Origin of the sequence: Aliivibrio sifiae (assembly GCF_002954705.1) — a bacterium.
GTDB lineage: Bacteria > Pseudomonadota > Gammaproteobacteria > Enterobacterales > Vibrionaceae > Aliivibrio > Aliivibrio sifiae_A.
Map to the genome: position 1 here is coordinate 594979 of NZ_MSCO01000001.1, position 14092 is coordinate 609070.

Consider the following 14092-nt stretch of genomic DNA (forward strand, 5'->3'; position numbering starts at 1 on the left):
ACTAATTCCAGTTTTTAGGTAATGCTTGCCACAAGGCTTGGCTGTATGAGCCACTATTTCTTTGAGTGATTTTTTTAGGTGTTGTGTATTCAATAGAAGATAAACTTTCTTGATTATCTACTCCCTGCAATATCAATATATGGTCAGCTATATCAAGTACATATTTGATGTCGTGACTGACAATAATGACGGTCTTTTTCTTTTTATGAGCCAATTGTTTGTAGTGTTGAAATAATGCTTCTGCGAATTCATCATTAACACCACAGCTTGGTTCATCAGCAATAATAATGTCAGGGTTTTGAATGAAAGCGAGAGCTGATAGGGCTCGTTTAGCCATACCTCCTGATAATTGATGAGGATATAAATTAGCGACAGAAACAGGAAGTTGAGCTAAAGTCAGAGCATTATTAACAAGGTTTTTGTCAGCGCGTTGATACCATTTTTTTCTAGGGCTGAATTGAATTAATTGAGAACCGATTTTTGCTGTTGGGTTTAACGCATTAATACTTTGTGGAACTAATGAAATACGAGTGTTCGGAGGCATTAAAATATTCCCCTTTAGTGTAAAATCAGCAGAAAGTGAGTTCATAATGGCATTAATTAATGCGCTTTTTCCGCTGCCGCTGGTCCCGATAATAGCTAACACTTCGCCTTCATTAATTGATAATGAAAGATCTGTGATGAGAGATTTAGCGTGGTTGTTTTGCTTGATATCCAATGCTGTAATATCGATCATCGCTGTCTTTTTATTTTTCATAACTTTTACTGATAGACATGAGTAGTAATAAGCTAATAATTAAAATTATGCCTGGGAACAGAGCAAGCCACCACTGACCACTGAGCAAATATTGACTGGATTCGGAGAGCATTCCGCCCATCGAAGGCGTAGATGGTTCAATCCCAAAGCCTAAAAATGTTAACCCTGCACCATGCACTAAAGCTTGAGGATATAGAACAAGGATCCCTGTTAGTATTTGAGGCAGTACATGAGGTGTTAAGTGCGTTTGATAAGAATGCAGTTTTGAATGCCCAAAAGCTAATGAGTGCAATACATAAGGCTTTTGCCGTAATTGCTCAATTTCAATTTTTAGTAAACGGGTTAACTTTGGCCAATGGCTGAAAGTAATTGCAATAACAAGCCCTTCAAATCCACCGCCAACTAATACAGATAAAACAATCATAACTAATAGGTGTGGCAAAGCACTCCAAACGTCGGTCAAAGTATCAATGACATAACTGAGCGTGGTATTAATGTTTCCTATTAGCGCTAAACAGAGCGACAGTAATGCACAACTTAAAGATGCAAGTCCTCCCATAGCAAGACTAAATAACAATGCTTTAAGGGTTCGACTGAAAACATCTCTGCCTAACCAATCTGTACCAAACCAATAATTAAAATTTGGCGCGAGATTCTTATTAAATAAATCAATCGCTTCTCCGTTATTTTGCCAAGTAATCGAAGTCATTAATAAAAGGCAAAACAAGGTTAAAGAAAGATGCTTATTAAGCATTATATATGGCCTTTAAAATTAAAATGACGAAGATAAAGAGAGTCGCTTACTTAGTAGTGAAGCGGAAGCATTACCAATAAATACAAAAATAGCACAGCAGAAAGTGATCCCTAAAAGTAGAGGCGTATCGCCACTTAACCCTGACTTTACTAAGGTTTGCCCAATACCAGGGAAGTTAAATACCGTCTCAATAATGACTGAACCGCTGAGTAACTCAGAGAAGCCAGCCAATTGAATAACAAGTGCAGGAACCATTGTGTTTCTTAGTAAATGATATCGAACGATTGAGAGTGTTGACTGACCATGCAGGCGAGCATAGTGAACATGCTGACTACTATTTACTTCCATCACTTTTTCTTTTGTATGTAAAATGATTGGAGCGATTAAACTGAAACATAGAGTAATTAAAGGCAATACGAAATAAGGTGCTTTTTCATTAAAGGATAAGGTTTCAGGGGCTACTCCAAGAGGAGAAATACCTCCGATTGGAAACCACATTAACTTAATCGCAAAAATGGCAATCAGCATTAACCCAATCCAAAAGCTAGGGAGCACGTTCATTATTAATGTCAGTTGAGTAATGAATGTGCTCACTTTTCTGGTTGGAAATAGGCCAAGCAGCAACCCAATCCCATAACCTAGAACAAGTGATGTGGCACTCGCGCCACACATTAGGATTAAGGAATATTTACTGCGTTGCCAAATGATGTTGCTGACGGGTTCCTGATAATGGTTGGAATAACCTAAATCACCAGATAATAGAGCTTGGACAAAGAGGATTATGCGCTCTATCGCACTTTGGTTTAATCCTAATTGCTCCGTCAGTAGATCTTTTCTATCCCCAAAAACCGCTAATGCATTACCATCAAAATAGGCACTGATCGGATCAATCGGTGATAACGTCAATAACAGCGTTATTAAGATTAAAGCCAAACAGAGTTGCACGATAAGACGTGCAAGAGTAATGCATAATTTATTTGAGTAACTTGCGGTTACTGACATTGCCAGCGCCACTCTTCAATGTTTGCGGTTAATGGCCAACCATGATCATGAGGCTCTGTAATTGGCGTGCCAAGGTTTAAGCAGGCATTTGCCATATAAAGATGTTTAATATTCACTAACCATGTCCATGGACGATCGTGCTGTATTTGTTGTTGAGCTTCTTGCCAAAAAGGGATGGATGCTTGCCAAGAAGAGGCTTTGAGTGCGTTATCTATCGCAGTGTCTACTTTTGTATTTTTATAGCCACCAGAGTTATAAAAATCAGTGTGTGCGTAGCGTGAATGATAGACATAGGTGACCTCACTCGCTGAGTGGCTACCAAAGCCCATTAATACAGGCGTGGTGGTCATTTGCAGTGCGATTGCATTCCACTCAAGACCTTTGATATCAACATTGATCCCAACTTGTGCTGCCATTGAGCGAATAGCAAGGGCAAGTTGTTCTCTAACACTATCTCCCGATTTATAGAGCAACGTAAAAGAAGCTTCATGGCCTTGTTTATCAATAACACCATTTCTATTACTGTCTACCCATCCGGCTTTTTTTAGCAATGCGTTCACATGTGTAAGGCTGGTTTTTTTCACGGTGATATTTTGAGTATCTAACCCCCAAGGCATATTATCTGCAATTGAATATGCCGGTGTCGCATAACCATCAAGTAACTTATCGACGATCAATTGTTTGTCTATTAGGTAATCAAATACTTCTCGTATTACAGGATCTGCACTTACATATGTGGCGTTTTTATCTTGCTGGTAAGTCATCGGCCAGACAATACCACGGTTATCTAAGGTCGGAACTGACCATAACTTATAGCCTGTAATAGACTGATTAGCATAGCGCTGTGGTATGACACTTAAATTGAGTTGGTGCATTTTTAACTGAATAAAACGAGATTCTTCACTACCAAAGACGGCGATTAATTTAGGGAATGCGGGTTTCTTACCATAATAAAATGGATTTAAACTCATGCTGACGTATTGGTTTTTAACCCATTGATTTAATACATAAGGGCCAGAGCCAATAGGGTTTTCACCATAAGCGTGTTTATTTTTACTTGTTTTCTGATACAGATGTTTAGGCACGATACCGATGGACGATAAACGGTCTAAGAAAGTGATATCGCAATCAATAAGATGGAAAGCAACAGAGTTAGGCGTTAATGGTTCTGCCATCTTCAGTATGCTTAAATCGTGTGAACTGCCTTGCTGTAAAATTTGATTGTAGGTAAACGCGACATCTTCCGCTGTCAATGGTGTGCCATCACTGAATTTTACATCGCCTCTTAAGTTGATAATCCAAGTCAGTTTATTATTCGTTAAGCGCCATTTTGTAGCTAGATCACCAACAAAATTTAATTCCTTATCTCTTTTTAATAAGGTTGATTGGAAAAGAGGATTGCCATATTTACCCCAACCTTTGATCGGATCAAATCCGGTAGTTGGTTCACTGCCAAGGGCGACTTTTAGTATGCTTGGCTTTTCATTTAGATGCGCAGATGCTTGTGAAATGAACGAGCTCACAATGAATAGAGATAATGTAAATAAGAAACGAAAAGATATTAATGGTAATTTTTGTCTATTTAAAATTTTAAATAATATATTCACAACTTGTTTCCAATATAAAGGAAGTGAGCACTGGTAAATAAGAAGACGATAGCACTTTATTTTACGCAGCATTAAACACCTCAATGATGAGGCAAAAAATACGAAACAAAATGTATAGACTTAACGGGTAAGCTAAATTAAATCGGATCTGATGAACTTAAAAATAGATAGATAAAGCACATCGAGGTAGAACTACAAGATATATAAAATCACAAAGCCGTAGAATAACGGTAATAAAAGGGAGCGATTTTGTTAAGGCGGATTCTATCAGTAGTCGAAAAGTTAGCAAGCAATAAATAAGTGAAAATTATATTTTTATAGATATAAAAAAAGCCAAGTCAGTGACTTGGCTTATTATTTATTAATGGTGACTGAAATTAGCTAAGTTGTGCTTTAATGTGCTCAACGATGTTTGCAATTTCTACCACTTCTTTGCTGTTTGCACGACGGTTCTTATATTCAAAGTTACCTTCGTCCATGCTACGGTCGCCAATAACAACGGTATGTGGAATACCGATAAGCTCGATGTCTTTGAACATAACACCTGGGCGTTCTTTACGATCATCAAATAGAACGTCGATGCCCATTGCTGTTAATTCTGCATACAGTTTTTCTGCAGCTTCTTTAACGCGATCAGATTTGTACATGTTCATAGGAACGATAGCAACCGTAAATGGTGCAAGTGCTTCTGGCCATACAATGCCGTATTCGTCATTATTTTGCTCGATAGCTGATGCAACAACTCGTGAAACACCGATACCGTAACAACCCATCTCAAGGATAGAGTTTTTACCGTTAGCATCAAGTACGCCACAGTTCATTGCTTCTGAGTAGGCAGTGCCTAATTGGAAGATGTGACCAACTTCGATACCGCGTTTCAGTTGTAGAGTACCTTGACCGCATGGGCTTAGGTCGCCTTCTACAACGTTACGTAGATCTTCAACTTGACCAAGCTGTACATCACGATCCCAGTTCACACCAAAGAAGTGTTTACCATCGATGTTTGCGCCTGTACCAAAGTCACTCATTACCGCAACAGAGCGGTCAACGATGAATGGCAGTTCTAGGCCAACAGGACCAAGAGAACCAGCACCAGCGCCGATTAGGTCACGAAGTTGTGCTTCGTCAGCCATCTCTAGTGGAGATAAAACTTGTGGAAGGTTTTCAGCTTTAACTTCGTTAAGTTCGTGATCACCACGGATGATAAGTGCGATGATATCAGCGTCAACTTCATCAGATGCTTTAACAAACAATGTTTTCACTGTTTTTTCAATCGCGATACCGTGTTGATCAACCAATTCAGCGATTGTTTTTGCGTTTGGTGTATCAACCGTTGTCATCTCTTGAGTAGGAGCGGCACGTTCAGTTGTCGGTGCTAGTGCTTCTGCTTTTTCGATGTTTGCTGCGTAATCAGATTCTGTTGAGAATGCGATTAAATCTTCGCCGCTTTCTGCAAGTACGTGGAACTCTTGAGAACCGCTGCCGCCGATAGCGCCTGAGTCAGCCAATACTGGACGGTACTCAAGACCCATACGGTCGAATGCTTTACAGTAAGCATCGTGCATTGCATCGTAAGACTTTTGTAGGCCTTCTTTATCGATATCAAAGCTGTACGCATCCATCATGCAGAATTCACGTGCACGCATTACGCCAAAGCGTGGACGACGTTCATCACGGAATTTAGTTTGGATTTGGTACAAGTTTAGTGGAAGCTGCTTGTAAGAGTTAACTTCGTTACGAACAAGGCTCGTGATAACTTCTTCAGCAGTTGGACTAAGTACAAACGGACGAACATGACGGTCAGTAAAGCGAAGAAGTTCAGGACCCATCTTTTCAGAACGGCCAGTCTCTTCCCAAAGCTCAAACGGTTGAACTACGGGCATCAAAGTTTCGATTGCACCTGCATTGTCGATCTCTTGACGAACGATGTTTTCGACTTTACGCAATACACGTAGACCAGTCGGTAGCCAAGTATATAAACCTGAAGCTAGACGACGGATCATACCTGCACGTAGCATTAGCTGGTGGCTAACTACTTCTGCGTCGTTTGGAGTCTCCTTCAGTGTTGAAAGAAGGTATTTGCTAGTGCGCATGTTTTCATCCATTTGTTAGTTATGAATATTGGAATAACTCGATTTAAACAGTTAAATCGAGAGTTTAATCTTAGTTTGAGAATGCTCTTTAAAGAATTAGCTCAAATCCAAAATTAAGCCCTCTATGATATCAGCCTAAAAGCGATCTCAAAAGCGATCAATTGCAGTTACCGTGATGGAATTGCTATCAACGGTGAATTTTACGTTCAAATCAAACAAATTGACCGCATATTCTTTAGTATCTGCTTTCCCTTTTTTATAAGCAGGGCGTGGATCTTGCCCAAGCACTTCTTTTATCACCGCTTCAATATGTGTTTTTTTTGGGTGTGAGCTAAGTGATTTTTGGGCCTCTATCGATAAATACACATCAAGAACATCGGGTTCTTTTTCGGCAAAACCACCTAAAGCATCAGGGATAGAATCGGAATAAGGGATATAAGGTTTGATGTCGATAATCGGTGTGTTATCCACTAAATCAACGCTCCCCAATTCTAAATAAGTTTGATTACCTTCTTGAACAACGCCTTTTAATTCAACTGCAGACATACCAATACCATTGGGACGAAAGGTCGCACGCGAAGCAAACACACCAATACGCTCGTTGCCACCCAAACGTGGTGGACGAACCGTTGGTCTCCATCCCGCATCGAGATTTTGGTCAAATAAGAATAATAACCATAGATGAGAGAATTGCTCAATTCCACGAACCGCTTCTGGTGAATTTGCATCTCCCACCAATTTTAGGCGAGATGTCGCGCTAGGGGCTAAGCGAGGTTGACGAGGAACCGAAAATTTTTCTTTATAAGGCGATTGAATAAAACCAACAGGATCGAGGTGATAAGTCATTTATGTAAGCTCAACGGTGAATATGGATGAATTTTATCATAACTAATGAGTCGTCACTTTTTTACTTTATATGATAATAGTTCTCAATTATTAACTGTTATGTTATAACATAACGGTTAATTTGATATGGAGAAAAAAGATGAAAGAAGGCATTCACCCAGAATACAGAAAGGTTATTTTTCACGATACGAGTGTGAATAAATATTTTCTTATTGGTTCAACATTACAGACAGATAGAAAAATGACATGGGAAGATGGTAAGGAATACCCTTATATGACATTGGATATCTCTTCTGAATCACATCCGTTTTATACGGGAGAGCAGAGAGTCGTGTCTAGCGAAGGTCGAGTTGCAAACTTCAATCGTCGATTTGGCGCATTAAAAGGTAAAGTATAATGAAAGTATTAAGCTCATTGAAAAGTGCTAAATCTAGACATAAAGATTGTCAAATCGTAAAACGAAAGGGGAGAGTTTTTGTTATTTGTAAAACAAACCCTCGATTTAAAGCTGTGCAAGGCAAGAAGAAAAAGTAAGATAAAAAAAGGTTGGCATCATTGCCAACCTTTTTAGGTTTTATTAAGTTAAAAGAGGGATTACCAACCTTTAACTACGCCACCTTTAAATGTTTTTAGAGCGGCTTGGTAAACTTCTTCTGATTGGTACGCTTTAACAAACGTTTTTACGTTTTCAGTGTTTACGTTATCAGTACGACCAACAATTAGGTTTACATACGGAGAGTCTTTATCTTCAACAAAGATACCATCTTTCTCAGGTGTAAGGTTTAGGCTACTTGCGTAAGTTGTGTTAATTACAGACAGTGCCACATCATCAAGAGACCGAGGAAGCTGTGCAGCATCTAACTCAACAATAGTGATGTTTTTAGGGTTAGCTGTAATATCACGAACCGTAGCAGCAAGACCAGAACCATCACGTAATGTGATTAGACCTTGTTCTTGAAGAAGAAGCAGAGAACGGCCAAGGTTAGTTGGATCGTTTGGTACTGCAATACGTGCACCATCTTCAATTTGGTCAACTGAAGTTACTTGCTTAGAGTAACCAGCAATTGGGTAAACGAATGAATTACCAGCAACTTCAATTTTGTAACCACGGTCAGCCACTTGTTGATCAAGGTATGGTTTATGTTGGAATGCATTTAGGTCGATAGAACCATCATCTAATGCCGCGTTTGGTGTTACGTAATCGGTAAATGTCACCAGTTCAACATCAAGTCCGTATTGCTCTTTTGCAACTTTCGCAGCTACTTCTGCAACTTGCGCTTCAGCACCCGCCATTACACCTACTTTAATTAGATTGGTGTTTGCTTCTTCTTGGCCACAACCAGTAAGAATTAATGTTGATGCTAGGCCTGCAACTGCTGCCAGTGTTTTTATGTTCAATTTCATTATTTACTCCTTAAAAATGAATTCCATTAAATTTTTTAATTAACGGTGATCAACTTTTTTAACTAAAGCATCACCTACAGATTGAATGATTTGCACCAAAACAATCAGCATTACAACAGTCACTGCCATGATAGTTAAATCATAACGGTGGAAACCATATCGAATAGCAACATCACCTAGACCACCACCGCCCACAGTACCTGCCATTGCAGAGTAGCTAACCAGAGTTACTAGAGTGATTGTTACTGCATTTAAGATTGTTGGTAGTGCTTCAGGAAGCAATACTTTAGTAATAATTTGTAGTGGTGTTGCACCCATAGATTGCGCCGCTTCAACTAAGCCACTTGGTACTTCAATTAGTGCGCCTTCAATCAGACGAGCCACAAATGGGATTGCACCAATAGTCAGCGGAACGATTGCCGCTGTAGTACCAATAAAGCTACCAACAATCAGTTTTGTTACTGGAATAATAGCAACCATTAATACTAAGAAAGGCACCGAACGACCCACGTTTACAATCGCACCAAGTACGCTGTTAAACGCAGTATTTTCCATCAAACCACCTTTTTTAGTGATATGTAGAATAACGCCCAATGGAATACCAATAGCAAAGCCAACAATACCTGCAACCGCGACCATATAAAGGGTTTCGCCTGTTGCGTTTAATAGCAGCTTGCTGTTTAAATCAAGCCATGCAGAAATCACATCAAATGACATAACCTAATACCTCTACTTTTACGTGATGATTGCGTAAGAATGCAATTGCTTGCTCTGTTGATTCTTGGTTACCGAAAAACTCCGCTAACATAAGGCCGAATTTCACACCGCCGGCATAATCAATATCTGCATTTAAGATACTGATATCAATATCGAACTCGCGAGATATTTGGCTAATAACAGGGGCATCAACACTCGCACCAGTAAATTCCAAACGAATGAGAGGGTAGCTGCCTTCTACATAAGTTTCTTGTAGACGAGATTTGAAATCATCAGGAATAGATAAATCTAATGTTGCACGAATAAATTCTTGAGCCAGTTTGGTTTTAGGATGAGCAAAAATATCACTCACAATGCCTTTTTCAACCAATTCACCACCACCGATAATAGCCACTTCATGACAGATGCTTTTTACGACTTCCATTTCATGAGTAATGATTAAGATCGTGATGTTTAATTTACGGTTTAGATCTTTAATCAGCTCTAAAATTGATTTTGTAGTTGCTGGATCAAGTGCACTGGTTGCTTCATCACAAAGCAGTACTTTTGGATCTGTTGATAAAGCTCGAGCAATCGCAACACGTTGTTTTTGACCACCACTTAAATTAGCTGGGTACGTATTATGTTTATCTTCTAAGCCAACCAAATCTAATAATTCAGTGACTTTTTTATTAATCTCTTGTTTTGATTTTCCCGCTAACTCTAATGGTAGAGCAACGTTATCAAATACAGTTCGTGAAGCTAAAAGATTAAAGTGTTGGAAGATCATCCCAATATTGCGGCGAGCTTTACTCAATTCGCTTGAAGAGAGCTTAGTTAAATCAACACCATCAACAATCACTTCACCATTAGTTGGCTTCTCTAGCATGTTTACACAGCGTATCAGTGTGCTTTTCCCTGCACCTGATGAGCCTATTACACCAAAGATGGTGCCTTGGGCAATGTGAAGGTTAATATCTTTAAGGGCATTAATTTCCTTTGCACCTTGATAAAACACCTTATTAACGCGGTTTATTTCAATCATGATTCGCCTTGAACTGCATTTTTGTAAAATAGGGAGCTAATGTAAATAGAAAGCCAGTGTAAATAGAAAGATAACAAAGGTTAAAAAATCTGAGCAATCTCTCATTTTTGATATCCTACTGATGCTATTTCGGATATTGATTTAAGTCAATAGATATTTTTACGTCTAGACGGCTAAACGTATAAATAAGATGCTAAGAAGCAAAAAGCGTGAGATAATTTTTTATTAACCGATTTGATTATATAGAGGGTTTCACCTTGTCTAAACCAGCAGTATTCCTTGATAGAGACGGCGTGATTAACGTTGATCGTGGCTATGTTCATAAACGTGATGACTTTGAATACATTGATGGTGTATTTAATGCTGTTAAAAAATGCAAAGACATGGGTTACCTACTGGTATTGGTAACAAACCAATCAGGCATTGCTCGTGGTATGTTTACAGAAGAGCAATTTGAAACACTAACAGAGTGGATGGATTGGAACTTTGCTGAAAATGATATCGATTTTGATGGTATCTATTACTGCCCACACCACCCAGAAGCAACGGTAGAACAATACAAAGAAGTGTGTGATTGCCGTAAACCAAATCCAGGTATGTTTATTTCAGCTCAAACTTTCTTAGACATCGACATGGAAAATTCAGTGATGATTGGTGACAAGAAAGAAGACATGATGGCTGCACAAGCAGCAGGTGTTGGTACTCGTATTCTTGTTCGCACAGGTAAGCCAGTAACAGAAGAAGGGGAAGCGTTAGCAACCACTGTTCTTGATAGCATTGCTGATGTACCTAAATTTTTGTTTGCTTAAGTAATACAGCTGACGAACATTATTTTAGAAAGCCCACAGACTTAGGTTTGTGGGCTTTTTTATTACTTATTCTTTTTGATAATTTAAATATTGAATACAGAGAGCATAAAATTGCTGTGCCTGAGGGGAAATAGTTCGACCTGTTAATTGAAATATGCCAATTTGTCGTTCTAGTGGTGGATCAATCAAAGGGATCCAGACTAACCGTGTTTCATTGGTTGGAAAGGCCAATTTAGGTAATGTCGTAATTCCTATACCAAGTTCTAATATAGAAAATAATGAGGTTATATTTTCAACAGAATAAAGAGCTTGTTCGCTAAGAATACGAGCCGGTGTTGAGTTGAGTAAAGTACATGTTCCGTTTCTTATAAAAGGTTGTTCGAGTAAAGTTTGCCACTCGATCCCTTCTGGATTATTTGCTATAGGGTTATCTTTTAAACAAACAACACCAATAGGATCGCTAATAAGAGGAGTAAAATGAATAGCCTCTTCTTCTAATTGTGAATAATTACCTAAGGCGAGATCTACCTCTCCAGACAATAATCTCGCTTCTACTCCTGCGGCATTATCATCTATCAAACTGACTTCTACGTTTGGGTATTTCTCGCTGAATGCACCAAGTACGCTCGGAATTAATTTTGCAGCCACTGAGGGAACACTGGCAATCCGAACGCGGCCTTGTTGTCCTGCGGCATCTGCCTGTAAATCATTCTTTAAACGATCATACACATCTAAAAACTGTGAGATTTTAGGAAAGCAAATTTCACCAAAAGGGGTGAGTTTTGATTTATTTCCAGCTTCAAATAATGGCTGTTCTAAAATGCGTTCAAGCTCTTTAATCGACGTTGATAATGCAGCTTGAGAGCGATTGGCTCGATTTGACGCCGCACGGAAGCCTCCTTCCTCTACGACTAAAGTAAAGTGTTTCAATTGTTGTAGCTTGATGCTCATACCTTAAACCTCACTGTCATCCCTTTATTTATCGAACTCTCACTAAGGTGATAAGTTTTTCTTATCGAATGTAAAAAATTTACCGTTAGATTTATCATCTGTCAATGTGCAATATTTAACCATATTGAAGCATTGTTATTACATGACGAATGAGAGCGTGAAGACTAAAATGAAAAAGCATTCAATAAAAACTGACTTATTTGCCTCTAAAGCGCCACTTGAGTGGGCAATTGTAAATAACGGAACTTTATATACCGCTCAGATCCCAATTGACCAATCTGGTGCGGTTGTTGACGGCGGCATTGAAGCACAAGCACGCCAAACACTAGACAACTTAGTTCATACCTTAGAGTGTGCTGGTGAGTCTTTAGATTCTGTTTTGCAGGTATTAATTTGTGTCACTGATAGAGAGTACTTAGCCACTGTAAATAAAGTGTACGCAGAGTACTTTAGTGCACCTTATCCAAACCGTGCAGCAATGATTGTTGCAGGGTTAGCTCGAGAAGAAATGCTCGTTGAATTTGTTGTTTATGCCACAGTCGGATCAGAATAAGCCCAACGCTTTACCTTATTAAATACTAAAGAATTCGTTTTTTATTGCTTATTTTTAAAAGCAATAATCTTAGAACAAGGAAGATAGCATGACAGTTCAAACACTAAATATTCAAGCAGAGAAATCATTATACATCGGTGGTGAATGGCAATCTGGTATCAGTACGATTGCCAATATTAACCCATCAGATATTACGCAGCATTTAGGCCATTTTGCTCAAGCAAGTGAAAGCCAAGTTCAAGACGCAATTTCAGCCGCAAAAAAAGCGCAACCACAGTGGGAAAAAACACCACTAGAGCGCAAACAAGCGGTACTGCAAGCGATTGGTGATGAGCTAATTGCACGTTGTGATGAACTAGGACGTTTGCTTTCAAGTGAAGAAGGTAAACCTTTTATGGAAGGTCGTGGTGAGATTTATCGTGCAGGTCAATTCTTCCAGTACTTTGCAGCAGAAGTACTACGCCAAATTGGGGACAGTGCCGATTCAGTAAGACCGGGTGTTTCTGTTGAGGTAACGCGTGAAGCCGTCGGTGTGATTGCGGTGATTTCTCCTTGGAACTTCCCAACGGCAACCGCGGCTTGGAAGATAGCTCCAGCTCTCGCGTTTGGCAATAGTGTTATTTGGAAACCTGCCAATCTTACCCCTGCAAGCGCCGTGGCCCTTACTGAGATTATTCATCGTCAAGGTTTACCAGAAGGAACGTTTAATCTGGTATTAGGCAACGGTTCTCAAGTGGGCAATGCATTAATCAATTCAAAAGAAATTAATGGTGTGAGCTTTACTGGTTCTGTAGATACAGGACGTAAAGTGGCAGCGGCAACTGCACCAAATTTTGTGCGTTGTCAGTTAGAAATGGGCAGTAAAAATGCGTTAGTGATTGCCGATGATGCCGATATTCAAATTGCGGTTGAAGCAACCATTGCAGGATCTTTTTCTGGTGCTGGTCAAAAATGTACAGCGTCATCTCGTTTAGTTGTGATGGACGGTATTCATGATGCGTACGTTGAAGCGCTAATTAAACGTATGAGTGAATTAAAAGTAGGTCACGCATTAGAAGATAGCATCTTCATGGGCCCAGTGGTTGATGGTAATCAATTGGATGCAAACTTTGGCTGGATAGAAAATGCACGCCAAAGTGGTGCTGAATTGGCATTTGGTGGTGAGCGTTTAAATCTTGAATATGATGGTTATTACATGTCTCCAACGCTATTTATTAACACCGATAATAAGTGGGAAGTAAACCAAGAAGAAGTCTTTGCTCCGATGGCAAGCGTGATCCGAGTGTCTGATTTAGAAGAAGCAATTGCAACGACTAACGATACTCGCTTTGGTTTAACGGGTGGCATTATTACTCAAAGTTTACGCACGAGTTCATTGTTTAAACAACAAGCTCAAACTGGGTGTGTGATGGTGAATTTGCCTACCGCGGGTACGGACTATCATGTGCCATTTGGTGGGCGTAAAGAATCAAGCTTTGGCCCTCGTGAGCAAGGCCAGTACGCAAAAGAGTTTTATACGGTTGTGAAAACGGCCTACCAACGTCCTTATTAAAATGGATGGAAAATCTACTCAAC

Annotated in this window: 15 protein-coding genes; 5 read left to right on the top strand and 10 right to left on the bottom strand. The window is 39.4% G+C overall.

Annotated features, from left to right (window positions below; all coding sequences use genetic code 11):
• Position 1 precedes the first annotated feature (1 nt).
• The 6 genes from BTO22_RS02750 to tsaA all read right to left on the bottom strand — a co-directional run bounded on the left by BTO22_RS02750 (position 2) and on the right by tsaA (position 7059).
• Entirely contained in the window at positions 2 to 757 is a 756-nt protein-coding gene (locus tag BTO22_RS02750) for an ATP-binding cassette domain-containing protein (protein WP_105054180.1), read from the bottom strand.
• The gene (locus BTO22_RS02755) at positions 747 to 1511 is read right to left on the bottom strand and encodes an ABC transporter permease (RefSeq protein ID WP_105054181.1); all 765 of its coding nucleotides are present in this window, start codon (positions 1509 to 1511) and stop codon (positions 747 to 749) included. Before BTO22_RS02755 ends, BTO22_RS02750 begins: the two co-directional genes overlap by 11 nt.
• Positions 1512 to 1529: 18 nt before the next feature.
• Entirely contained in the window at positions 1530 to 2513 is a 984-nt protein-coding gene (locus tag BTO22_RS02760) for an ABC transporter permease (protein WP_181044544.1), read from the bottom strand.
• Positions 2504 to 4120, bottom strand: a complete 1617-nt coding sequence (locus tag BTO22_RS02765; protein ID WP_258132418.1) for an ABC transporter substrate-binding protein — start codon at positions 4118 to 4120, stop codon at positions 2504 to 2506. The genes BTO22_RS02760 and BTO22_RS02765 overlap by 10 nt, the downstream gene beginning before the upstream one ends.
• Before the next feature lie 377 nt (positions 4121 to 4497).
• The gene (locus BTO22_RS02770) at positions 4498 to 6213 is read right to left on the bottom strand and encodes a proline--tRNA ligase (protein ID WP_061030492.1); all 1716 of its coding nucleotides are present in this window, start codon (positions 6211 to 6213) and stop codon (positions 4498 to 4500) included.
• A gap of 147 nt (positions 6214 to 6360) precedes the next feature.
• On the bottom strand, positions 6361 to 7059 hold the full coding sequence (tsaA, locus tag BTO22_RS02775; RefSeq protein ID WP_105054183.1) for a tRNA (N6-threonylcarbamoyladenosine(37)-N6)-methyltransferase TrmO: 699 nt from the start codon (positions 7057 to 7059) through the stop codon (positions 6361 to 6363).
• Positions 7060 to 7198: 139 nt separating this feature from the next.
• Here tsaA and BTO22_RS02780 point away from each other — a divergent pair, with 139 nt between their 5' ends.
• Positions 7199 to 7456: a type B 50S ribosomal protein L31 gene (locus tag BTO22_RS02780; RefSeq protein ID WP_045101426.1), complete on the top strand. Its 258-nt coding sequence runs from the start codon at positions 7199 to 7201 to the stop codon at positions 7454 to 7456.
• Complete coding sequence (ykgO, locus tag BTO22_RS02785) at positions 7456 to 7593, top strand: type B 50S ribosomal protein L36 (protein ID WP_012549672.1); 138 nt, start codon at positions 7456 to 7458, stop codon at positions 7591 to 7593. Before BTO22_RS02780 ends, ykgO begins: the two co-directional genes overlap by 1 nt.
• A gap of 60 nt (positions 7594 to 7653) precedes the next feature.
• Here ykgO and BTO22_RS02790 read toward each other — a convergent pair whose 3' ends face one another.
• From BTO22_RS02790 to metN, 3 genes are read right to left on the bottom strand one after another with little or no spacing between them, the layout of a single operon-like run.
• The gene (locus tag BTO22_RS02790; RefSeq protein ID WP_105054184.1) at positions 7654 to 8463 is read right to left on the bottom strand and encodes a MetQ/NlpA family lipoprotein; all 810 of its coding nucleotides are present in this window, start codon (positions 8461 to 8463) and stop codon (positions 7654 to 7656) included.
• Positions 8464 to 8502: 39 nt separating this feature from the next.
• Positions 8503 to 9180, bottom strand: a complete 678-nt coding sequence (locus BTO22_RS02795; RefSeq protein WP_061013629.1) for a methionine ABC transporter permease — start codon at positions 9178 to 9180, stop codon at positions 8503 to 8505.
• A complete protein-coding gene (gene metN / locus BTO22_RS02800) occupies positions 9170 to 10204 on the bottom strand; it encodes a methionine ABC transporter ATP-binding protein MetN (protein ID WP_105054185.1) in 1035 nt (344 codons plus the stop codon). The genes BTO22_RS02795 and metN overlap by 11 nt, the downstream gene beginning before the upstream one ends.
• 257 nt (positions 10205 to 10461) lie before the next feature.
• On the opposite strand from metN, the gene gmhB reads away from it, so the two are divergent.
• Entirely contained in the window at positions 10462 to 11013 is a 552-nt protein-coding gene (gene gmhB / locus BTO22_RS02805; protein ID WP_045101430.1) for a D-glycero-beta-D-manno-heptose 1,7-bisphosphate 7-phosphatase, read from the top strand.
• 66 nt (positions 11014 to 11079) lie between these two features.
• Here the strand turns inward: gmhB and BTO22_RS02810 are convergent, their stop codons facing one another.
• Complete coding sequence (locus tag BTO22_RS02810; RefSeq protein ID WP_105054186.1) at positions 11080 to 11964, bottom strand: LysR family transcriptional regulator; 885 nt, start codon at positions 11962 to 11964, stop codon at positions 11080 to 11082.
• Positions 11965 to 12133: 169 nt separating this feature from the next.
• Between BTO22_RS02810 and BTO22_RS02815 the strand changes: the two genes are divergently transcribed.
• Together BTO22_RS02815 and BTO22_RS02820 are read left to right on the top strand one after the other, a co-directional pair.
• On the top strand, positions 12134 to 12517 hold the full coding sequence (locus tag BTO22_RS02815; protein WP_374954003.1) for a RidA family protein: 384 nt from the start codon (positions 12134 to 12136) through the stop codon (positions 12515 to 12517).
• Positions 12518 to 12605: 88 nt separating this feature from the next.
• Positions 12606 to 14069: an aldehyde dehydrogenase family protein gene (locus BTO22_RS02820; RefSeq protein WP_105054187.1), complete on the top strand. Its 1464-nt coding sequence runs from the start codon at positions 12606 to 12608 to the stop codon at positions 14067 to 14069.
• The last annotated feature ends 23 nt before the right edge of the window (positions 14070 to 14092 follow it).

What these genes read in the sequence shown, in the direction of transcription:
- BTO22_RS02750 (WP_105054180.1), bottom strand. Translation starts at nt 757, where the DNA reads ATGAAAAATAAAAAGACAGCGATGATCGATATTACAGCATTGGATATC.
- BTO22_RS02755 (WP_105054181.1), bottom strand. Translation starts at nt 1,511, where the DNA reads ATGCTTAATAAGCATCTTTCTTTAACCTTGTTTTGCCTTTTATTAATG.
- BTO22_RS02760 (WP_181044544.1), bottom strand. Translation starts at nt 2,513, where the DNA reads ATGTCAGTAACCGCAAGTTACTCAAATAAATTATGCATTACTCTTGCA.
- BTO22_RS02770 (WP_061030492.1), bottom strand. Translation starts at nt 6,213, where the DNA reads ATGCGCACTAGCAAATACCTTCTTTCAACACTGAAGGAGACTCCAAAC.
- tsaA (WP_105054183.1), bottom strand. Translation starts at nt 7,059, where the DNA reads ATGACTTATCACCTCGATCCTGTTGGTTTTATTCAATCGCCTTATAAA.
- BTO22_RS02780 (WP_045101426.1), top strand. Translation starts at nt 7,199, where the DNA reads ATGAAAGAAGGCATTCACCCAGAATACAGAAAGGTTATTTTTCACGAT.
- ykgO (WP_012549672.1), top strand. Translation starts at nt 7,456, where the DNA reads ATGAAAGTATTAAGCTCATTGAAAAGTGCTAAATCTAGACATAAAGAT.
- BTO22_RS02790 (WP_105054184.1), bottom strand. Translation starts at nt 8,463, where the DNA reads ATGAAATTGAACATAAAAACACTGGCAGCAGTTGCAGGCCTAGCATCA.
- BTO22_RS02795 (WP_061013629.1), bottom strand. Translation starts at nt 9,180, where the DNA reads ATGTCATTTGATGTGATTTCTGCATGGCTTGATTTAAACAGCAAGCTG.
- metN (WP_105054185.1), bottom strand. Translation starts at nt 10,204, where the DNA reads ATGATTGAAATAAACCGCGTTAATAAGGTGTTTTATCAAGGTGCAAAG.
- BTO22_RS02810 (WP_105054186.1), bottom strand. Translation starts at nt 11,964, where the DNA reads ATGAGCATCAAGCTACAACAATTGAAACACTTTACTTTAGTCGTAGAG.
- BTO22_RS02815 (WP_374954003.1), top strand. Translation starts at nt 12,134, where the DNA reads ATGAAAAAGCATTCAATAAAAACTGACTTATTTGCCTCTAAAGCGCCA.
- BTO22_RS02820 (WP_105054187.1), top strand. Translation starts at nt 12,606, where the DNA reads ATGACAGTTCAAACACTAAATATTCAAGCAGAGAAATCATTATACATC.